This is a genomic window from Sulfidibacter corallicola (assembly GCF_017498545.1).
GTDB lineage: Bacteria > Acidobacteriota > Holophagae > Acanthopleuribacterales > Acanthopleuribacteraceae > Sulfidibacter > Sulfidibacter corallicola.
In genome coordinates this window covers 11,389,793-11,410,416 of sequence record NZ_CP071793.1, presented here as the reverse complement: position 1 = coordinate 11,410,416, position 20,624 = coordinate 11,389,793, and the positions used below count along the sequence as shown (strand labels likewise).

13 protein-coding genes are annotated in these 20,624 nt (G+C 60.4%); 10 read left to right on the top strand and 3 right to left on the bottom strand.

All coding sequences use genetic code 11. The features are described 5' to 3' along the window. The first annotated feature begins 5 nt into the window (after positions 1-5). The 3 genes from J3U87_RS33690 to J3U87_RS33680 all read left to right on the top strand — a co-directional run bounded on the left by J3U87_RS33690 (position 6) and on the right by J3U87_RS33680 (position 4,108). Complete coding sequence (locus tag J3U87_RS33690) at positions 6-1,169, top strand: ankyrin repeat domain-containing protein (RefSeq protein WP_237380393.1); 1,164 nt, start codon at positions 6-8, stop codon at positions 1,167-1,169. 61 nt (positions 1,170-1,230) lie between these two features. Further along, positions 1,231-3,690, top strand: coding sequence for a sensor histidine kinase (locus J3U87_RS33685; protein WP_237380392.1), 2,460 nt, complete (start codon positions 1,231-1,233; stop codon positions 3,688-3,690). After that, a complete protein-coding gene (locus tag J3U87_RS33680; RefSeq protein WP_237380391.1) occupies positions 3,641-4,108 on the top strand; it encodes a response regulator in 468 nt (155 codons plus the stop codon). Before J3U87_RS33685 ends, J3U87_RS33680 begins: the two co-directional genes overlap by 50 nt. 111 nt (positions 4,109-4,219) lie before the next feature. Here J3U87_RS33680 and J3U87_RS33675 read toward each other — a convergent pair whose 3' ends face one another. Continuing rightward, on the bottom strand, positions 4,220-6,703 hold the full coding sequence (locus J3U87_RS33675) for a pre-peptidase C-terminal domain-containing protein (protein WP_237380390.1): 2,484 nt from the start codon (positions 6,701-6,703) through the stop codon (positions 4,220-4,222). Positions 6,704-7,717: 1,014 nt separating this feature from the next. On the opposite strand from J3U87_RS33675, the gene J3U87_RS33670 reads away from it, so the two are divergent. Beyond that, positions 7,718-8,890, top strand: a complete 1,173-nt coding sequence (locus J3U87_RS33670) for a M23 family metallopeptidase (protein WP_237380389.1) — start codon at positions 7,718-7,720, stop codon at positions 8,888-8,890. Positions 8,891-8,985: 95 nt separating this feature from the next. Here J3U87_RS33670 and J3U87_RS33665 read toward each other — a convergent pair whose 3' ends face one another. Next, the gene (locus J3U87_RS33665) at positions 8,986-9,354 is read right to left on the bottom strand and encodes a GFA family protein (protein ID WP_237380388.1); all 369 of its coding nucleotides are present in this window, start codon (positions 9,352-9,354) and stop codon (positions 8,986-8,988) included. Between the two features lie 502 nt (positions 9,355-9,856). On the opposite strand from J3U87_RS33665, the gene J3U87_RS33660 reads away from it, so the two are divergent. Beyond that, positions 9,857-10,273, top strand: a complete 417-nt coding sequence (locus J3U87_RS33660) for a VOC family protein (RefSeq protein ID WP_237380387.1) — start codon at positions 9,857-9,859, stop codon at positions 10,271-10,273. A 209-nt stretch (positions 10,274-10,482) separates the two neighbouring features. On the opposite strand, the gene J3U87_RS33655 is transcribed toward J3U87_RS33660, so the two are convergent. Further along, positions 10,483-11,595, bottom strand: a complete 1,113-nt coding sequence (locus J3U87_RS33655) for an acyltransferase family protein (RefSeq protein WP_237380386.1) — start codon at positions 11,593-11,595, stop codon at positions 10,483-10,485. Between the two features lie 439 nt (positions 11,596-12,034). Between J3U87_RS33655 and J3U87_RS33650 the strand changes: the two genes are divergently transcribed. The 5 genes from J3U87_RS33650 to J3U87_RS33630 all read left to right on the top strand — a co-directional run bounded on the left by J3U87_RS33650 (position 12,035) and on the right by J3U87_RS33630 (position 20,624). Further along, complete coding sequence (locus J3U87_RS33650) at positions 12,035-13,561, top strand: RHS repeat-associated core domain-containing protein (RefSeq protein ID WP_237380385.1); 1,527 nt, start codon at positions 12,035-12,037, stop codon at positions 13,559-13,561. Positions 13,562-13,583: 22 nt separating this feature from the next. Beyond that, positions 13,584-14,024: a DUF4265 domain-containing protein gene (locus J3U87_RS33645; RefSeq protein WP_237380384.1), complete on the top strand. Its 441-nt coding sequence runs from the start codon at positions 13,584-13,586 to the stop codon at positions 14,022-14,024. A gap of 798 nt (positions 14,025-14,822) precedes the next feature. Then, positions 14,823-16,187, top strand: a complete 1,365-nt coding sequence (locus tag J3U87_RS33640; RefSeq protein WP_237380383.1) for a TolC family protein — start codon at positions 14,823-14,825, stop codon at positions 16,185-16,187. Further along, positions 16,184-17,476, top strand: coding sequence for an efflux RND transporter periplasmic adaptor subunit (locus J3U87_RS33635; protein WP_237380382.1), 1,293 nt, complete (start codon positions 16,184-16,186; stop codon positions 17,474-17,476). Before J3U87_RS33640 ends, J3U87_RS33635 begins: the two co-directional genes overlap by 4 nt. Next, a complete protein-coding gene (locus tag J3U87_RS33630; RefSeq protein ID WP_237380381.1) occupies positions 17,460-20,624 on the top strand; it encodes an efflux RND transporter permease subunit in 3,165 nt (1,054 codons plus the stop codon). Before J3U87_RS33635 ends, J3U87_RS33630 begins: the two co-directional genes overlap by 17 nt.

Sequence of the window (20,624 nt, the reverse complement as noted above, 5' to 3'; positions counted from 1 at the left end):
CTTCCATGGCAAAAGAGCGCATGCACCGAGGTGAGGTCCGCATCCTGGTGATGGACCAGTCCAACGTCTATTCGCGCATTTTGAACACCTGTCTCGGCAAGCTCGGTTATCCGCCGGAGAATGCGTCCTACGTGCACGATTCCGAAGAGCTGTACATCATGCTGACGCGCAACATCTTCGATCTGCTCATCTTCGTGGGTGCGCACTCGGCTCCCGAGGACCCGCTGGACATCGTTCGCGAAATCCGATCGCGGGCCTACGAACGCCAGCTCCCGATTCTGCTGATTTCCGACGCCTCCGAACAGCGTCGGGTCATGGAAGCCATTCAATCCGGCGTCAGCGGCTACCTGATCAAGCCGATCAACATCAAGATCCTGGAAACCCACATCCGCGACGTGTTGGAACTGGAGCCCGCCAAGCGGGAACGCATCGGCGATTTCCTGCTCAAGAAGAAGCTCATCCGTCGCGACCAACTGGACCTGGCCCTGAAATTCCAAACCTCCTATTGCGAAGGCATGACCTATGCCCACATGGCGTTGGTCCTGGACTACATCAAGATGAAGGATCTGGTCACCATGACCGAGTTCTTCCAATTCGAAAACGACCGGTTCCTGGATGTCTGCCGGTCCTGGAGCATGCTGGACGACGAGGAAATCGGTCACCTGGAATCGCTCAACAAGAAGTTCACCCTGCGCGTCGGGGACTTGCTGGTCATCATGGGCGCCATTCGGCGCGAGGTGCTCGAAAGCGCCCTGAACGATCACTGGGAGCCCCAATTCGAACACGATCCGCCCAGCAGCAAGGAACTGATTCGCGCGGTCGAAGGCGGCGACGTCACCCGCGTCACGAATCTCATCGGCGAGGGGTTCGACCCCAAGGTCCGCCTGCCCAACGGCACCACGACCTTGATGATCGCCGCGGGCAAGGGCAATTGCGTGATGTGTCGGATGTTGCTCAGTCACGGGATCCCGATCGATGCCCGCAACAACGATCTCTGGACGGCCCTGAGTTACGCCGTCTACAACGGTCATCGCGACGTGGTGCGGCTGCTGCTCGAAGCGGGCGCCGACGTCAACGAAAACGACCGCTGGGGGCGTTCGGTCTTCGACCTGGCCACCGAGCGGAACTTCCTTCCCGTGTTGCGACTGCTGAACCACTACCGACCCTGAAGCTCGGGCACCCCGGTCCGAGGAGGATCGACACCACGATGGCGAATAGGAGGGCTTGCCCATGACCGACCTCGAGAAGCCTTCGTTCACGCGAGGCCCACTCCCGCGAATTCCAGCCATACTGGTCCTGGTACTGGGCCTGGCCACCATGATCGGGTTGATGTTCCGAGTGCCCGCGTTTACCGGGATTCTGCCGCACTTCGCGCCCATGGAGTTCAATACCGGCTTGTGCATGGCGCTGATCGCCCTCGCGACCCTCGCCAAGGATTCGCCTCGCCTGGGGCGGTTTCTGGCGTTCACGGTACTGTTGCTCAGCGGCGTCACCTTGATTCAATATCCGTTGGCTCTCAACTTCGGCATCGATCGATGGTTTCTGAACCTCGCCAGCGCCCCGGGCGGTGCCCATCCGGGCCGCATGACGCCCCTTTCCGCACTCTGCTTCATGCTGCTCTCCTTCGCCCTCTGGTTGGGTTCGGAACGCAGTTGGCGCCAGCACCAACGAACCCTGCTGCTCGATCAGAAGGTGCGTCGTAGCCGCGAGAACCTGTCTTCCATGCGACGGGAACTGGGCATCGAGCGTGAAAAGAGCCACCTCGGCGCATCCGCCCTGGGATTCGGCCTGCTCGTGTGGAAATACCGCAGCTCACCCTATCTCGAACTCGACGGTGCCTTGCGGCAGTTGCTCGGGGTGGAGGGCGAGACGGGCTCGCGTTCCCTCGAAGATTTTCTCACCTTGATCGACCCCGAGGACCGGCGCGATTTCGCCGCGAAGACGAACCCCGATTCTCTGGACGGTCAGGTGAGTTTCAAGGGCGACTTCCGTCTCGCGGGTACCGCCGGTGCGCCGCGCTGGATCGCCTACCAGTGCAGGGTGTTCGACCGCGACAAGACCGAGGAAATTCGCCTGTGCGGCGTGTTCTGGGACGCCACCCTGGAAAAGAAGCGCACGCTCCAGTTGGCGCGGCAATCCGAGCACCTTCAGCAGCAGAAGGCCTTCATCCGGGAGGTGTTCGACTCGACGCCGACCCATATGGTCGTGGTGGACGAAAACCTGAACGCGGTGATGACCAACCACGCGTTTCTCCGCTTTGCCGAAATCAACGGGTTCCCCGAGGATTTCTCCTGGCAGACGACGCCCATGCACGCCTGGGTATCCGAATTCTATCGCACCCCCGGAGCGGACGGACTCCAGCGCGTGCTCGATGCCGTCACCCAGGTCCAGTCCGGGTTGGCGGCCGATTTCGGGGAGATCGTCGCCTGTACCGTCGGCGACGAGCCCGTCTGGCTCCACGTGCACGTGGTGCCGTTGCGCTCCGAGGCGCGCCGTGTGATCCTGTTTCACCTCGACGTCACCGACAGTGTCCTGGCGGAGCGCCGCGCCCGCATCGCTCAGGCCCGTTTCGACGCCCTGTTCCGTTCCATGGACGAAGGTGTGGTCGTCTTCGATCTGGCCGATGGCCGCATCCAGGAATGCAACTCCGCCTTTCGCGCCAAGTTGGGCTACGAGAAGGGCGAGCTGGAGGGACGCAACATCTGGGAGCTGACGCCCACCGGATGGCACCCGCTCGAACGCGTGATTCTCGTGGGGCCCTTGATGGAGCGCGGTTCGACCGGCGAGTACGAAAAGGAGTTCTACTGCAGCGACGGGTCTCGCCTGCCGGTCGCCATCTCGCTTTGGCTTCCCTCCAGCGGCAACGCACCGGGCAAGACCGCCTGGGCCTTGGTGCGCGACCTGAGCGCGCGCAAGTCCGAGGAGCGCAAGCGCCAGAAATTGGTCGACGATCTGGAGCGGTCAAACCGCGATTTGAACCATTTCGCCTACATCGCCTCCCACGATCTCCAGGAACCGCTGCGCAAGGTTCAGGCGTTCGCGAGTCTCTTGGAAGCGGAGCTGGGGACCGCTCTGGAGATCGGCGAGGCACGCCACTTCATGGACCGCATCCTCGCCGCCACCGGCCACATGCGCGAGCTGATCTCCGACTTGTTGACCTTCGCACGGGTGGATCACGGCGAATTCGTGGCCAAGCAAATTTTTCTGGAACCGATTTTGGAACGCGCTTGGAAGGACGTGGGTCAGGAGGGGATTCCCCTGGACACGATCGACTGTGACCGGACCATGTTCGGCCACGAAGTGATGCTGTTCCGGTTGTTTCAAAACCTCTTCAGCAACTGCGTCAAGTATCGGAATATGGACCGCGACCTCGAGGTGAAAGTGACCGCGACCGTCGTGGACGAGGGCCTGCACATCGCCGTCGCCGACAACGGTATCGGATTCGACGCCGAGTACGCCGACAAAATTTTTCAACCCTTCCAACGATTGAAGATGCGCAAGGACGTGGTCGGCACGGGCATCGGCCTCGCCATTTGCCGCAAGATCGTCGAGCGGCACGGGGGACGCATCGCGGCCACCGGCGTCTTGGGGGAGGGCTGCACCATGCACCTATTCTTTCCAAACGAAAAGGAGCCTCATCATGGCCGTGATCACCGAACGCAAGATAAACGTCACGTTCTTAATGGCTGACGATGATCGCGACGATCGCGATCTCACGCTGAGAGCCTTTCAGAAGGCGCGCATTCGCAACGACCTACGCTTCGTCGAAGATGGCGTGGAGTTGCTCGATTACCTGCGTCGCCGCGGACTTTACGCCGACCCCAGGGATTCGCCCCGACCCCACCTGATTCTGTTGGACCTGAACATGCCGCGCAAGGATGGACGCGAGGCACTCGCGGAGATCAAGGCGGACCCCGAGCTGCGGCGGATCCCGGTGGTGGTGCTCACCACCTCCGAAGAAGAGGCGGACATTCTCAAGAGCTATGATTTGGGTGCCAATTCGTTCATTTCCAAGCCAGTGTCTTTCGACAGCTTGATGCGTCTGCTGCAGGACCTGGATCACTACTGGCTGGAGATCGTCACCACCACCGCCCCGTCGTCGCGGTGACGTGCCAGCCCTCGAACCCGGACGATCGAACGAACCCGCCAGTTCGAACTACGCGAAAAAAAGCGGTGGCCGCCCCGCTTGCGCGAACTGCGACCACCGCACGCCGATGGGTTATCGTTGTTTCGCCAGGCGCCGGTTTTGCCGTTCGTGAATCGCCTCGAAGACTTCGCGCGGGGGGACCCATTCCTCGATCCCCTCGGACGGTGCGTGCTTGAGCTTCGACAGATCCGCCCCGTCGGTGACGTCGGACGGTTTACGCGCCCAGCGCACCCGATTCCCGGGATTGATGACGAATTTGCCGTTTTGGTAATTCAGGTAGTGGTAGTACAGGTACAGGTTGCCCCAGTCGTCGTGGTCTTCCAGCACCTCGTAGCTGCTCGAATAGTTCACGTCCATGGTTCCCGGGGTTTCCGAGACCTCGCCGTCGCAATTCAAGTCCAGACCCTCCATGACCGCGGCCTCGACCAGGTCGACCTCGTCGATCGGTTTCTGGTCACCGTCCGAATAGGTGATGTGAAATTCTGTCGGATCGCCGAACAACCCTTTGATCAGGTTGCCCCAGCGGTAGTTGTCGGGTCGGCGGGCCTGCAGTTCGTTGCGACAGGCGCGATAGCCGGCATTGCCTCGGTCCATTTGATAGCGGTCCAACACCATCTCGCGCAGGCTGATGTCTTCGTAATTCCGCGGCACGCCCTGGAGCTGGTACAGGTAATTCATGCTGCTCAGGTAGTTGGGTTTGTAGTTGTCGTAGAACGACGCCTCCGGATCGCCGGCGTGGCTGAAGCCGAGCACGTGGCCCAGCTCGTGGAAGATCGTCGAGGCGTGGGCGTTGATCAGCATGTTGCGGTTTTCGGGGGTGTCGTCGTCCATGCGCCAGCCAGGGCCGCCCATGGAGAGGTAGAACCAGTAATCGAAAGTGTCCGGGGCCTGACCCGAGGAGCCGCGGCTCGATCCACCCTGCGAGTTGGCCACCAGCAGGTAGTAGAAGATCCGCTGGCGTTCCGGATTGTTTTCGAAATATTGGGGCATGAAGTCTTCGCGCATTCCGGGGACCGGGATTTCGCGGCCGTTGAAGTAGTCGGTCCAGCGAGCCAGGTGCACGTACTCTTCGAACGGGACCGCCTGACCGGCGCCGAGGTCGTGGTCGGCGGGGTCGATTCCCGGGCTTTGGTCGTACAGGTCGCCGATATCGAAATGCACCGCATAGCCCCGCTCGGCGAACAGCTTGGTCACGATGTCCAGCGACTCGCGCAGCGGCTCGGTGCCGTGATCCTGCAGCGGGTTGCCGTCCGCGTCTTCCATCACGTTGCCGTAGTAATCGCGAAGCACGTGTTTCTCCATGTAGTCCACTTCGATGAAGATGTCCGGGCGATCGGGGCGTGCCCCCCAATCGTAGAGCGGCATGCCGTAAAAGGTGCGGCCGGGTTGCTCGGCGCAGTCGGGAATGCCGTCTTCGTCCCGGTCGATGTGGATGTCGGCGCAGGCCGGTTGAACCGGGTTGGGCACGATGGGATTGGCCAGCGTCAGGTCGAAGCGCTTGTAGGCCTCCAACCCGTTGCCGCGGATGTGGACGGTGAAGTAGTCCTCGTCGGTGTGCCGGGGGCCCAGGTGGTGGTAGAAGTAGGTGAAGTATTGGTCGTAGCCCGGTCCCATGTCGATCGGGTCGTAGCTGAACCCGATGTGACCGTACCGCGGCTCGCGGCACACGGTGATTTCGAAATCGGCGTCGATGTCGCCGATGATGCGGATCCAGGCGCTATAGTTGTTCTCGCTCACCTGGCCGGTTCCCAGCATCTCGACACTCAATTGGGACTCGTCGTCGGGTCCGCATTCGCCCCCTTCCCAGGTGACCACCAGGTTCACGTCGCCGAAGTCGCTGAATCCCGAAAGCAGCACGTGGTAACGCGCCTTCTCCGGCGTCTCCACCGTGCACCGTTCCTCGTTGCCTTCCTCGAAAGGCCGGCAGTCCCAGGTGAACTTGGTGGGTTGGCGGGTGGCGCGCACGTACATGTCCACGTCGCCGTGGCCACCGCTCATGGTGAACTGCAGGTTCTCGGCACGGTAGGGCACATCCACGTAAAAGCGCAGCTCTTCGCCGGCTCGGCCTCTCAGGCCGGCCGTCGTCACGGCGTTGGCCAACGGCTGGCCGGGCGCCACTTCGTGGTCGGCCACCAGAGTCACGTCGGCGAAGGCGCTGATCCCCACGATCATGATTTGATATAGCGTTCCCGGCTTGGTCTCCAACGCGCAGGCCCGCTCGGTGCCTTCACCCACCGATCGGCAATCCCATGCGTCGAGGGTGGGCATGTCGCCTTCGCGGACGTACAGCGCGGTTTCACCGCTGCCGCCGCTTAGGCTGATGGAAAGGTCGCTGGCATCTTCGGACGTCACGATGTAGAAACGCAGGACTTGGTCGGCGGCGCCATGCAGGCCGCCCAGGGGGACATGGTTCTGAAGTTCGATCGCACCCTTGTGACGGGGGTTGCGATCCCGTGTCGCGGCGTCGCCGATCCGCGTCGAAGCAGGCGCCGCGAAGGATGGGGTGGCGAGAATCAAAGCGATCACGATCGATGAAAGGCAAACATACCTTTGCATGAAATCTCCTCGGTGGAAACATGCGAACGAGGTGGGTGGGACCCTCATTCTGTAGAGGGATCGGGTCACTTCCTCGTTGGGTTCTGTGCTCCGGGCACACCGTGGCCTTGTCCCGATTCGGCCGGATGTCCCAGGGGATCGAGGCGAATCGGGATGGCGCGAGGGCGGGTGTGCGGAGAACGAAGGCCTGGTTGAGGGCGGAAGAAACCACACCGATCTCGAGGCCCGGTAAGGGAGGCCCGGTAAGGGAGGCCCGGTAAGGGAGGTTCGGTGGTCCCGAGATCCGATTTCCCGTGCCGCCGATCTCGATGCGATGAGCGGTCGCGAAAGGATGGGATCGACGCGGGTGTGGTGGAAAGGCTCCAAGGGCGGAAAAGAAAGATGCGACGCAAGCGAGGTCGACCACGGGCTCTGCGAGAACATGGTGTGCCGACGTGGATCCGAACGCGTCGAGGGCGAGAGGGCAGATGAATCACTTTTTTGGGATGCGACTGATATATTAGTCAGCTCTCGATTGTAAAACAAGAGTTAACTTGCTTCTCGCCTTACTTTTTCCTTTCGGTGACGCTCGGCCCCGATCCGCCACCCATTGCGATGTCCGACGCTGGCGAGGTTTTGGGATGGGAGAAAATTTTTGTCTTTAAAAAATAATTGCAATTCTAAAGTAAAAAATAAACAGGGAGGTATTGCGTTTGTGTGCGTAAAAAACATAGGACACTCGAGATCGATTTGGTGTCATCACTTCCTAGGTCTTTGTTTCCTTTCTCGATAGTGATCTCGAGTCCCACATCTGGCTATACCATGCTTCCCACGTTTTGCGCGCGATGCCGTGTCCGAGGGCCGGTGCCGTCGGATCTCCTGTGTCGAGATTCCGTGTCGGTGCCGTCCAGGTGGTCGAACGATGCCTGCTCGACTGCGATGCGACATCCGAATCGGCGTGAGGGGCGCGGTGTGTGCTGCCTGCCGGATGATGAAAATGCGCCTTTAACTTATTTGAATCCAGGAGTTTTTCCTATGATCTGTTCTTTGTTCCACGTGAAGAGTCATCTGAATCGATCCCTGTTGCCCCTCGTCGGATTGCTGATCGCATCGATCGGGCTTCCCGCCTTGGCGCAGCCCGGATTCGACAGCTACCACTTCGACAGTCCTCTGCAACACTATACCGGCGACGTCGACGCCCTATACAACGCCGATCCCAAGGCCTTTTATGCCACCTATCTACCGAAATTGACCATTCCCCTGCGGCGCGACGATTATTTCGGCGTCTGGAATTACCGCAACCACAACGATTCCTGGCCCTGGTCGGGTGACCATTTCATTCCCTACGACAACGATTCCGACAAGCGCACCTATCGGTTCAGCAGCGGCTCCGGTCACGACGCCACCGACTGGCTGGTGAGCTTCCGAAACTGGGGTGCCAACGAAGTGATCAATCCGTTTCCCAACGGCGCGGTCGTCAAGGTGACCAGCGCTCACGATTCGGGCCCCGATGTGCCCGACACCTGGAGCTTGGGGAACACCCTGGAGCTGACCTGCTATCTCGACGGCGATGCGACAAACTCCAATTTCAACAACCGGTTCCGTATTTCCTTCGCGCACCTGAAGCAGCATTCGATCGTGGTCAGCGTCGGCGATTTCGTCGTGCCGGGCCAAGTGCTGGCTCAGGTAGGCAACAGCGGGGCCACCTCGCTGGACGTGACCCACATCCACACGCGTTACCACTACAAGGGCAAGCGCCTGGATCCCTTCAACGGCTATTGGAACAAGGACCTGAGCGAGCCGCTACTGTTCGATCAGGGCTGGGTGGAGTCCAAGACCAACTTCGTCTACCGCGAAAACCTCAAGCACCTGACCCTGAACGACGCTTTCTATGTGGAAATGCCCAACCAAAGTTGGAACACCTACACCTTCAAGGCGTTCCACGAGATCGAGCACATCCGGATCGGCGACGGCAACGGCGGCATCGAGCCTGGCTTGGACATCCTCGACAATCCCAACCTCAGCAATCTGCGCCGCAGCACCTACACCTTCACGGACAACGACGGAAGCAATTGGACGGTACACGAGGTGCGCTTCCGTTGGTATCAGGACGCCCATGCGTCGGTACTCAACAAAGAGATCGAATTCCTGATCGAGACCCCCAACGGCGACTTGAGCAACCGCGTTTTCGTGAAGGTCGTCGACTGATCGTCTCCGTGAGCTGACCCTCGAAACGCGAACGGTGCCCATCCAGGAAGCCCGCTCCCGAAGCCGGGGATCCTACCTTTCTGGATGGGCACATCCTATAGGATGTTCTTGCCGTCGAATACATCGATCTCCAGGCCACGGGGATCCACATCGTCCAGGCACCCGAGATTGATGCGGTATTTGCCAGGTTCGTAGATCGAATCGTGAAAGGGATAGATACCACAGTGTCGGCAGAAGTAATGATTCACATCCTTGTCGTTCCAATGATAGACGGACAGGTCGTCTTTGCCTCGTAGAAGCCGAAAGTCTTTGGGGTCGACATAGTGCTTCGACATAATGGCGTTCTTGCGAATGCAAATGGAACAGGTACACTGGAGGCCGGCGGTGATTTCGGGCAAACGAACCTCGAAGGCGATCTTGCCGCAATGGCAACTGCCTTCGTAGGTGGTCTTTTCGGTGGTCAAAATATATACCTCACTTCATAGTTGGTTCTCTGCAGTTCGGTCCACGAAAAACACGAACGTCAAAATCCGGAGATTCTGGTGTGTATTGGGAAGTGTTTTTTTGGAGCTAAGTTCACGAAAAGTACGAACATCCAAAATCTAAAATGTTGATGTGAATTTGAGGGAACCACTCCTCCTGTGGTTCATCTTCGGCTAAAAAAATCTGTCCACGGATCACACCGATTGACACGAATAAAAAAACCATCCTCAAATCCCGAATTCCCGATTTTTTGAAGGACCGGCGGTACTGCGACCATTTCGGCTCACCTCCAGCGAGGAGGCTGTCCACGAATAACACGATTCACACGACTGGCGCAATCGGGGCCTCTGGCGAGTCGGGACAGGCATGTGCGAAGGAGGCGAACGCGGTTTTTCGTGCATTTTCGTGTATTTAGTGGACAAAATAGGGCCTACTTCGCGCCTTGGCGAGGTTCGTGGATTGGCGGAAAAGGAGACATACCGAATGTTGGAAATTGCGGGAATCGATCACCTCGTCTTGAGAACCACCAAGCTCGAGGCCATGTTGGGTTTTTATTGCGGCGTGTTGGGTTGCGCGGTCGAGCGCAAGACTTCACCCGAGACTGGCCTGGTTCAGCTTCGCGCCGGCAACGCGCTGATCGATCTGGTCGCCGTGGACAGTCGTCTGGGTCGCTTGGGTGGCGGCCCTCCGTCCGCGTCGGAAAACAACCTCGATCACTTTTGCCTTCAACTCAAACCGATCGAGGAAGCGGCGCTCCGGGCCCACCTGATCTCCCACGGGATCGAGGTCGGCGAGTTTGCGGAGCGTTACGGGGCTCAAGGAAACGGCAGATCGGTCTATCTCAAGGATCCCGAGGGCAACGTCGTGGAGTTGAGATCGCAAATCGAAGCGGCTTCCTGAGCGTGTTCGGCCCGGTTCTCGTGGGCTTCCGTTCGTCGTGAATCGGGTCGGTTCGCGGTGACCTTTGCCGCGGTTTCGTGACCAAGGGTCGCACCCGTTTGGAAATAGCTCCTGTTTTTGAGATTGGCACCAACGCGCGAGCCGAATTTTGGGATGGTTTTTTGCTGTCGCCGACCGCCTTTTTCACGCTCTGGCCATGGTGCTCTGTATCAGATGCGAATGAAGATGCGGCGACGGTAGAGCAGCCAGGCAATCGCCCAAAACAAGACGACGTGGCCAAGGGCGAAAAGCAAGGAGCCGTTTAGCGGTCCCGCCAGCGGTAGGAACAGTGTCTCGTACAGCCATTGATACCCGTTGACCGACTGACCTTCGCTTCCCGTCAAACGAACCAAATGGATGTACACCAAAATCCACAGAATCGACAACACGTAGGAAAACAAGGAGTTCATCCCGAATACGTTGGGAATGATCGTCCAACGCGAGTAACTGCGAAAGTCGATGCACCAAATCAAGGTCGCCAAGGTCAGCCAGGCCCAGCCAGCGGTGAAGATCACGTAAGAACTGGTCCAAAGGTGTTTGTTAATCGGGAAGACAAAATCCCATGCGTAACCGCTGACGACGCCGACCACACCGGCGGCAATCATGCGCCGCAACAGGATCGGGTCCCTACCGTGTTGGTGAATCGCCCTACCGGTGAGGTAGCCCAGCACGACCGAAACCACCGCCGGCAGCGAACTGAGCAGACCCTCCGGATCGAAGGCGATCCCCGTTCCTCGATAGAGATGGTTCGCACCGAAGAGTGCCAGATCCATACGGCGAACCAGGTTCGTTTCCAGGTCGTAGGGCCGATCGCCGCCGAAGGACGTCAACAGTGCCCAGTACCCCAGCAGCAGCACCGCCGAGACGGTTGCCAACCGACGCGGGCGAAGACCCAAGCACAGAAACGCGGCCAATCCGTAGCAGATGCCGATACGCTGTAGCACGCCGAAGTACCGAAAGTTGTCGTAATCGCGGTAGAAGGGAAAAGCATTGAGAAGAAGCCCTAGGCCGAAGATGATTCCCGCTCGACGCAAGATCCTCAAAACCATTGGCTTGTCGAGGCCAGCGGAATGTTTCCGGAACGAGAACCACATGGCGGTTCCGGTAATGAAAAGAAAAAACGGAAACACCAGATCGGTGGGCGTGCAGCCGTGCCAGGACGCGTGTCGTAACGGCGAATAGACGTGGGACCAGGAACCCGGGGTGTTGACGAGAATCATCGCGGCGATGGTCATGCCGCGGAAAGCGTCGAGGGCGACAAATCGGTCTGAAGGTGCCGGCATATTTCCTCCTCGAGCGCGTGGACCCGTTTCAGTCCGGCGTCGACCGACGATCACCGGACACCATCAAGTAGGAATTACCCGAGGATGATAGCCAATATCTTGGAATTTGTAAATTAATTGAACAAATAAAGAGCCATGGACCATCCGTAATTGTTTTTGTGGGCTTGCAACGACTTCGCCCTGAAAACTATCTTGTGCGGCCGAGGAGCGAAGCAGGCCCCCGCTTGCCGAGGACCAGTTGATCGATGAAGGCGCGCTCGAAGTCGCTGCCGCGGAAGCCATGGGGACGGGTCCCTCGCTGTTCAACTACTGGTGGCCGGACACCCTGGGTCGCTCGGCGACCTGCGAGCTTCGCGGAAGCATGGGGCACTTGTACCGACGCGTATTCACCACCTACAACGAGTGGGGCTTCATCGCGTCCTACACCCGAAACGACCGGTTGTTCCCTTCCGCGACGGAGGTTCGTCACGGCTACACCGAGCTGGGCCAGTTGCAGTCGTTCGCCGTCGGGAACGCGTCGATCACCTACGGCTACGACCTGGTCGGGAACCTCACCAACCGAACCGCGCTGAGTTATCACACCGGGAATGCGACGTTGGCCGTGGGTGCCCATGCAGCCGGGTACAGCCAGGGGAACCCGTTTCACCGAGATGGTGGCTACACCTACGACGTGCAAGGCCGGTTGACGGACACACCGAACCATCAGGTCCAGTACAACCGAGCCGGCCAGGTTTCCCGGATCACGGCGAGTCGGCGCGTCAACGGGAACCGTTCGGGATCGGGTGAGCAATTCTTCCTGTATGACGCCTTCGGCCAACGCGTTGCCGCCGTCCGCGAGGACACCGAAAGCGTGACGTACTCGATCCGTCACGCAGACGGCCGGATCATCACCGAGGAAGACTTCGCCCTTGGAACGAACGACGCGCTGAAGCAACGGCGCCAGTACATCACCTTGCAGGGCAAGGCCATCTATCTCGAAAAAGAGGACTTCGAGAGCGGCCAGCCCGTGCGCAAGGAAAAGACCCACTTCTTCCGCGACCGATTGGGCAACCCGGTCGTGACCTGGGATGGAGAAACCAATGAGGCCATGACCTCCGCCTACGAACCCTACGGGCAACCGTTCATCGCCGAAGCCCGTCACAAGGGCGCACACGGCTTCACGGGCCACGACGAAGATCCGAACGGGCTGATCTACATGAAAGCCCGGTTCTACGACCCGGTGGCCGGCTGCTTCACCCAGCCGGATCCGGGCCGTGATTTCAATCCATACCAGCCAAACAGTTACAACCTGTACAGCTACACCCACCAAAACCCGGCGAACGCGGTGGACCCGGACGGCCAAGCCCTGGAAACCGTATGGGACGTGGCCAACATCGGCATCGGGGTGGCCTCGTTCGTCCACAATGCCCGCGAGGGCAACTGGCTCGACGCCACGATCGATGCCGGCGGTGTGGTGGTCGACACCTTGGCGGCAGCGGTTCCAGTCGTGCCTGGCGGCGCGGGAACGGCGATCAAGGTGTCGCGGGCCGGGAAGATGGTGGTCAATGCCGCGACAAAGGCCGACAAGGCAAATGACCTTCGCAAAGCGGCCAATACATTGGATAATGCGGGGGATACAGCCAAAGCCCTGGACAAGGTCGATGATGCGGCTGGCGCTGCGAAAAGAGCAGGTTCCGCTGGTGGCAATAGAGCTGGCAAGAGGCACACAAAAGGTGCAATTCATGAAGCTAAGAAACGAAACGCAGCTAAAAATAATGGAACGGTGAAATGTGAAAATTGCGGCGTTGAAACCACGCCCGCTACCCGAAGAACAAAAGGCAGTACAGTCAACCCAAGGGAAGGACAAGGTGACCATATTTTCCCTCGCTCCAAAGGTGGTAACGGAGCGACTATAGAGGATCAATCCAATATTGATATAAAGTGCGCTGGTTGCAACAACACAAAATCCGATAAGATCACTCAGTAGGCCTTAATGAAAAGGAGTATAGATGGAATATGTGAAAATACGTTTCCCTCTTGAAGCCCACGAGGAAGGTTTTCCCCCGATCGCTGTAGAAATGTTGAATGCCCAATTAGTCAATGAGGGAGTCGCTAAGATTGACAACACTCCTTTTTTTGTTGAGAGCATTGCGATAGGGGATATCGTTCTTTGCAAGCCTGCAGGGAGCGAAGGCGTTTACGACTTCGAAAGAGTTGTAGAGCATGGTAACAGTAAGTCTGTGTCGATCATTTTTATCGACGAAAGCTGCAAGGAAGATCTTTACCAATACTTTAAAGTACATAATTGTTACTGTGAGTATGGAGAATTTGGTGCTTTCAATATGCTTGCAGTGTCCATTCCTGCATCCGTCGAATATCCGAAAATATCCAAACACCTCGAGAAACTAGAAGCCGTTACTAAAATTAGCTTTGCTGAGCTATGTCTCTGATCCGGGAATCGATCCCTGGAATCTTTTAATGAGACTTCCGGTGAAAACCCTACGACCATGTCCCTGACTCGTTAGACCTAGTGTCCATCCAGAAACGGAAAGATCTTGACGCCTAACATGGGTTGGCTGGATGGGCAAGGTCTCAGGTTTCGGTGCCAGGTTTCAGCAAGATACTAATTTACTAGGTGTTTAGCTGATACCTGGCCGCTGAAAACAGCTTGCATTGGCAACCAGCTCGATCTAGAGGAACCCTTTCAAAAAACCCTGTTTCCAGAGGGTCACTGGACCTGGTGAAAACTGAAAAAGGAGGCCAGTTAGCTTCCTTTTTTTATCGTTTTTGGTCGTTGCCTTAGATAACGCATCCAGCGCTTCGCGGGCCTCGACGGCTAGCAGACTCAGACCCAAGTCCTGGAGCGAGTTGGTCGCCGCCAGAGCTTCGCCCGGCAGTATGGCTCGCTACATGCGATGAACAGCGGTTGGGCGGCCTCGTGGGCGGATCGGTCGGTCGTCCACCAGGCCTAGCCCTCCAGGCTCCGCAACAGCTCGGGGAGCGTTTTTTCGCGCCGACAGGGGGACAGGGCTTCCTCGAAGAGAGGGCCCGCTGCCGCGGTCTCGCGCTGCTCCACCATGCCCCACGTGCCCCAAGGCCGTGGGGCTTTTTTTTTGCGTCTTAACCTCGCTTTTACCTTCGGGGTTTTAAGGTACGTCTCATAAGGGGCTTCAGCGCCTGCGGCCCGGTCATTCCGGTTCCTCGCCTCAAGCGGTTCCCCCACTTCCTCCACCCTGGAGACGATCCCTATGAAATGGTTATCCTGTTTCGCCGCGCTTTTTTTGTTGGGCTGTGGCGGGCTTTCCAAGAAGGTCGATGCCCACCACCCCGACGTGGCGCTGCCCCAGGCCTGGCAGACGGTGCAAGATCCCGAAGTCGAGGCTGCCGCCGATCTGACGATCGACGACCTGGTCCCTCTCGAATCCTATCGATCCCTCATCCGCCGTGCGCTCGACGAGAATCCCGATCTCCAATTGACGGCGCTCCAGATCCGCGAAGCCGACCTGCTGGTGCGCGATCGCCGCGGTGCCCGCCTCCCCGAGATCGGGCTGACCGTCGACGGCCGCCGCGATAAATCGGCACAAGCGCCCGACGACCCCTTCACCACGGTTTCCGGTGGGTTCAACCTCTCCTGGGAATTGGATGTCTGGGGCCGTCTGGCCGACGCCGAGGCCGCCGCCCGCTTGGATCGCGAAGCGGCGCGGGCCACGTACCAGGCCGCCCGTCGCTCTCTGGCCGCACGGGTGGTCCAGCGCGCGCTCGACATCTTGAACGTGCGCCGCGTGATCGCCATCGAACGCCAACGTCTCGAGGTTTTGGAAACCAACGAAGAGATCGTCACCGCGCGCTATCGGGCCGGCCGCGGGGAGCTGGCCGACCTGGAAACCGCCCGCAGGGACAGTCGCAACGCGCGAGCCGCCTTGGCTGCGTTGGAAGAGGACGCCAACCAGGCCCATCGCGCGTTACGCGTGCTGCTGGGTGATTTGGACATGTCGCATGTGGACATCCCCGACACGGTGCCGGACGTGCCCCGAGTGCCCGCCGGCATGCCGGCCCAATCGCTGGCGCAACGGCCCGACCTGGCCGCCGCCCTGACTCGGATCCGGGCCGAGGATCGCCGCGCCGAAGCGGCCCACAAGGCGCTTTTACCGGCTTTTCGGATCGGCGCCAACTGGGACCGATCCGGCGGCAGCCCCAGCGACATGCTCGAGGGTAGCCCGCTCTGGTCACTGCTGGGCAACCTCACCGCACCCCTCTTTCAGGGCGGTCGCCTGCGCGCCAATGCGCAACTGGCCGAGTTGGCCGCCGAGCGCGCCTACTGGTCCTATCGCAACAGCCTCCTGACCTCGGTCTTGGAGGTGGAAACCGCGCTGAGCCGCGAACGCGCCTTCGCCCGACAGATCCCCGAATTGGAAGCGGCCCTGACACACGCCACAGCCAGCCGGCGCCACTTCGAAGAACGCTACCGGGAGGGCCTTGGCGACATCCTCGACCTGCTGGCCGTCCAACAAACCGAATTCGACCTGAACGTGAGACTGAACCAAACCCGCATCGATCGCCTCGGCAACCGCATCGATCTGGCCCTGGCACTTGGACTTGGAGTATCGGAATGAAACAACCCAATCAAATCGAACCGCCCGTAGAAACATCGCCACCCGCTCCCCAAACGCCGAACCCGCCGGCATCCACGGCAAAATCCGGCGGCGTGCTCCGCGGAGTCGGCATCACGCTGTTGGCGTTCGGCTTACTGTTCGGCACCGTGGCGGGCGTCGTCGTCGCCACCAACAACCGGCCTGATGAATTGACGGAAGAGGAACGCCCGACCCTTCCCGAAGTGGCGGTCGTGGTGGCCTCCGAATCCCAGGTGCAGACCCGCGTCACCGGTTACGGTGAGGTACGCGCCCAGTTCGAGATCTCGCTCGCGGCCGAGGTGGAAGGCCAGATCGTCGATCTCGGCTCTTCCTTCGCCACCGGTTCGCTGGTGGACAAGGGCGCCCTGCTGGTGCAGGTGGACGAGTCGCGTTACCTCGAGCGCCTGGCCCTGGCGCGATCGGCGGTGGCCCAGGCGCGGGTCGTCCTGCTTCAGGAGGAACGCGAGGCCGCCCAGGCGCGACGGGAATGGGAGCGCGCCAAATTGAGCGGCACCCCGGATTCGCCGTTGCTGCTGCACGAGCCCCAGCTCGCTTCGGCCCGGGCCGAGCTGGCGGCCGCCGAAGCGCGTCTGATCAGCGCCCAGCTCGATGTGGAACGGACCCACATCAAGGCGCCGTTCAACGCGGTCGTGTTGCGCCGCCACGTGTCGCCGGGCACCTACCTCCAGCCAGGCACCGTGGTGGCCGATCTGATCGATCGCGACCGCGTGGAGATTCGCGTGCCGCTGAGTCCCGATCAGTGGGCGCTCCTGCCCGAGGCGGACCTGCTCGGCGCCGACAGGACGCCGCTGACCCTGACGGCCCACGACGGGCGTGCCACCTGGCGCGGCTACGTCCTGCGGGTGGAACGTCACGTGGAAAGTGCGAGCCGTCAACGGGCCCTGATCGCCGCCGTCGATCAACCCCTGTCGCTGGCGAATCCCTTGTTGCCCGGTACCTTCGTCACCGCCGAGATCGACGGGAAACGTCTCGACCGGGTTATCTCGATTCCCGCGAGCGCCATGACCCGCCGCGGCGAAGTCTGGTACGTGACGCCCGATCGGCGCCTGGCCAGCTATCCCGTTTCGCCCCTGTTCGAACGCGACGGCCAGTTGGTGGTGCCGCCGCCCACGCGCGACGCCGAGATCGAGATCCTGGTGCAGCCGCTACAGGCCTATGCGCCCGGCATGAAGGTGATGACCTTCGAAGAGCGCGAGATCGGGGCCGAGGTCGATCCCGCCGAGGAGGTCCGCCATGACCGCGCCGAGTAACCCCGGCAACGGCCTGATCGCCTGGTTCGCGAACAACCCGGTCGCCGCCAACCTGTTGATGGTGGGCATCATCGTCTTCGGGATCACCACCGGAATGGGCCTGCGCAAGGAAGGGTTTCCACCTCTGGAGCCCAAAAACGTGAACATCACGGTGCCGTTCATCAGTGGTTCGCCCAAGCAGGCCGAAGAGGGCATCGCCATCAAGATCGAGGAATCGCTGCAGGGCCTGACCGGGATCAAGAAGATCACCACCACCTCGGACGGCAACGGCGTGACGGTGCAGATCGAACGGGAACTTGATCAGGATTTGACGGAACTGCTCAACGACGTGAAAACCGCCGTCGATTCGATTCCCAACCTTCCCGTTCGCGCCGAAAACCCCATCATCAGCGAAGAGAAGTGGGAAGAACACGCCATTTGGGTGCAGATCTACGGGGACGCCGATCGCCACACCATGCAGCGCCTGGCGCGCCGCGTGCGCGAGGACCTGTTGCGGCTCGACACGGTGGACAAGGTCAAGTTCGGTGGTTGGCGCGATCCGGAAATCGCGATCGAAGTCGACGAAGCGCGCCTGCAGGCCTATGGGTTGACCCTCGCCGACATTTCGCAGGCGGTGGCCGGTGAATCGCTCACCGAACTGAGCGGCGAGCTACGCGACGAACAGGGAACGGTCATCCTCAAAGCGGATCGCCAAAGTTACCAGTACCGCGACTTCGTCGATCTGGTGGTCGCCACCCGAACCGACGGCAGTCGGCTCCACTTGGGCCAGGTCGCCGAGATTCACGACGAATTCGCCGAGAGCCCGCGCGCCTGGATGCGCTTTCAGGGGCAACCCTCGATCGGCCTTCAGGTCGTCATGGGCGAACGCAGCGATGTGACCCAGATCGTCGAAGAGGTCGACGAACTCGTCGCCGAGTGGCAGGCCAACCCCAGTGTGCCCGAAGGCGTGGCGATCTCGACCTGGTTCGATACCAGCCACCACATGCGTGAGCGCTTGGCCACCATGTTCGACAACGGGTTGACCGGAATCTTCCTGGTCATGCTGGTTTTGGCGCTGTTCCTCAACCTGCGCGTCGCCTTCTGGGCCGCCATGGGCCTGCCGATCTGCTTCGCGGGAACCGTGATGTTGATGGGACAGGGATTCATGGACCTTTCCCTCAACGACCTGACGACCTTCGGCTTCATCATCGCGCTGGGGATCGTGGTCGACGATGCGGTCGTGGTCGGCGAGAGCGTGTACACCATGCGCCAGCAACACGGCGACTCGATGAAAAGCACCATCCGCGGTGTACACCGCGTGGCCGTGCCCACCCTGTTCGGCGTCCTGACCACCGTGGCCGCATTCTACCCGCTGACCCTGATCGAAGGGCAGATGGGCCAGATCTTCAGCCAGTTCGCGATGATCGTGGTGGTCTGTCTCCTGTTCTCGATCGTGGAATCCAAGTTGATCCTGCCGGCCCACCTGGCCCACGTCCAGACCCACGGCCTGCCGCCCGCCCGCGGGCTCGGCGCCCTCTGGGCCAAGATCCAAACGGCGGTCGGAAACGGCCTGGGCTGGTTCCGCGAACGGATGTACCTGCCCACTCTGGGGGTGGCGCTGCGATACCGCTACGCATCCGTGCTGCTCTTCTCCTGTCTCTTCGTGCTCGCGATCGGGCTGGTCACCACCGGCCGCGTGCGCAGCATCTTTTTCCCGCAGATCGCCGGTGACGTGATCACCGTGACCATGACGCTGGAAGAAGATGCCGGTTACGGATTGACCGAGCGCCACGCACGCCTGATCGAGGAGCGTGCACTGCAGCTCAATCGCGAACTGGTCGAAAGCCATGGACTGGACAAGCCGGTGATCACCTCGCTCCAGACGCACATGGTCGACGATCACACCGCCTACCTGGTCGCCGAATTGAGCGATAGGGAAGAACGGCCGCTCGGTACCTTGGCGGTCAGCGAGCGTTGGGAACAGGCGATCGGCACACCGGAAGGCATTCGCTCCCTCAAGTTCAGCAGTGAATGGGAAGGGGAGGAGGACTTGCGGGTCGAAATCCTCGCCGAGGACCAGGCCCAATTGAAACAGGTTGGCGCCGAGCTGGTGGCGGAGTTGAAAAAGTTCGTGGGTGTGGAAAACGTCCAGCACAACCTGCGCGACAGCCAACCGCGCATTCAACTGACCCTGACCGAGGAGGGCCGGACCCGCGGCCTGGATACGGCCGCGCTCGCCGCGCAAATCCAGCAGGCCTATTTCGGTTACGAGGTCCAGCGGGTGCAGCGCGGCAAGGACGAGGTCAAGGTGCGTGTCCGGTATCCCGCCGACCGACGCAGCGATCCCAGCGATCTGGCCGACATGCGGGTGCGTACGCCCGACGGGGATGTGGTGCCGCTTTCGGTGGTGGCCGAACTCAATTCCGGGTACGACGTTTCCGAGATCCAACGCCTCGACGGCCAACGGGCCGCGATCATCACCGCCGACGTGGACAAGGGCGTGATCGCCCCCGCGCAGGTGGTCGATCAACTCACCGTGGAACAGTTCCCCAAACTTCGCGCCGCCCACCCCGGTATCTTCATCCGATTGGCGGGCGAGGCCCAGGAAGATGCCGAAACCACCGCGTCGATGATGAAGATGTTCATGCTCTCGCTGCTGCTGATCTACGTGCTGTTGGCCGTTCCGCTGAAGTCCTACGTGCAGCCGGTCATCATCATGGCCGTCATCCCCTTCGGATTGGTGGGCGCTATCGCGGGCCACTGGATCAACGGCCTGGCCCTGACGCTGCTCTCCAGCTTCGGCTTCCTCGCCCTGTGCGGCGTGGTGGTCAACGACAGCCTGATCCTGGTGGCGGCCTACAACGAGTACCGTGCCGAGGGGTTGACCCTGAAGGACGCGCTCAGGGCTGCCGGTACGCGGCGCCTGCGGGCCATCCTGTTGACCTCGCTGACCACGTTCGCGGGCCTGTTCCCGCTGCTCCAGGAAACCTCGGAACAGGCGCAGTACCTGATTCCCGTGGCGACCTCGCTTTCCTACGGTGTCATGTTCGCCACCTTCATCACCCTGATTCTGGTACCGGTTTTGGTTCACATCTGGGAGGATGTGGTAGCGCTGGCGGCGCGGTTCAAGCCGGCGGCGGAACCGATGATCGAACCGGAGGTGGCCTGA

What these genes read in the sequence shown, in the direction of transcription:
- J3U87_RS33655 (WP_237380386.1), bottom strand. Translation starts at nt 11,595, where the DNA reads ATGCCGGCACCTTCAGACCGATTTGTCGCCCTCGACGCTTTCCGCGGC.
- J3U87_RS33680 (WP_237380391.1), top strand. Translation starts at nt 3,641, where the DNA reads ATGGCCGTGATCACCGAACGCAAGATAAACGTCACGTTCTTAATGGCT.
- J3U87_RS33685 (WP_237380392.1), top strand. Translation starts at nt 1,231, where the DNA reads ATGACCGACCTCGAGAAGCCTTCGTTCACGCGAGGCCCACTCCCGCGA.
- J3U87_RS33690 (WP_237380393.1), top strand. Translation starts at nt 6, where the DNA reads ATGGCAAAAGAGCGCATGCACCGAGGTGAGGTCCGCATCCTGGTGATG.
- J3U87_RS33640 (WP_237380383.1), top strand. Translation starts at nt 14,823, where the DNA reads ATGAAATGGTTATCCTGTTTCGCCGCGCTTTTTTTGTTGGGCTGTGGC.
- J3U87_RS33660 (WP_237380387.1), top strand. Translation starts at nt 9,857, where the DNA reads ATGTTGGAAATTGCGGGAATCGATCACCTCGTCTTGAGAACCACCAAG.
- J3U87_RS33675 (WP_237380390.1), bottom strand. Translation starts at nt 6,703, where the DNA reads ATGCAAAGGTATGTTTGCCTTTCATCGATCGTGATCGCTTTGATTCTC.
- J3U87_RS33635 (WP_237380382.1), top strand. Translation starts at nt 16,184, where the DNA reads ATGAAACAACCCAATCAAATCGAACCGCCCGTAGAAACATCGCCACCC.
- J3U87_RS33670 (WP_237380389.1), top strand. Translation starts at nt 7,718, where the DNA reads ATGATCTGTTCTTTGTTCCACGTGAAGAGTCATCTGAATCGATCCCTG.
- J3U87_RS33645 (WP_237380384.1), top strand. Translation starts at nt 13,584, where the DNA reads ATGGAATATGTGAAAATACGTTTCCCTCTTGAAGCCCACGAGGAAGGT.
- J3U87_RS33630 (WP_237380381.1), top strand. Translation starts at nt 17,460, where the DNA reads ATGACCGCGCCGAGTAACCCCGGCAACGGCCTGATCGCCTGGTTCGCG.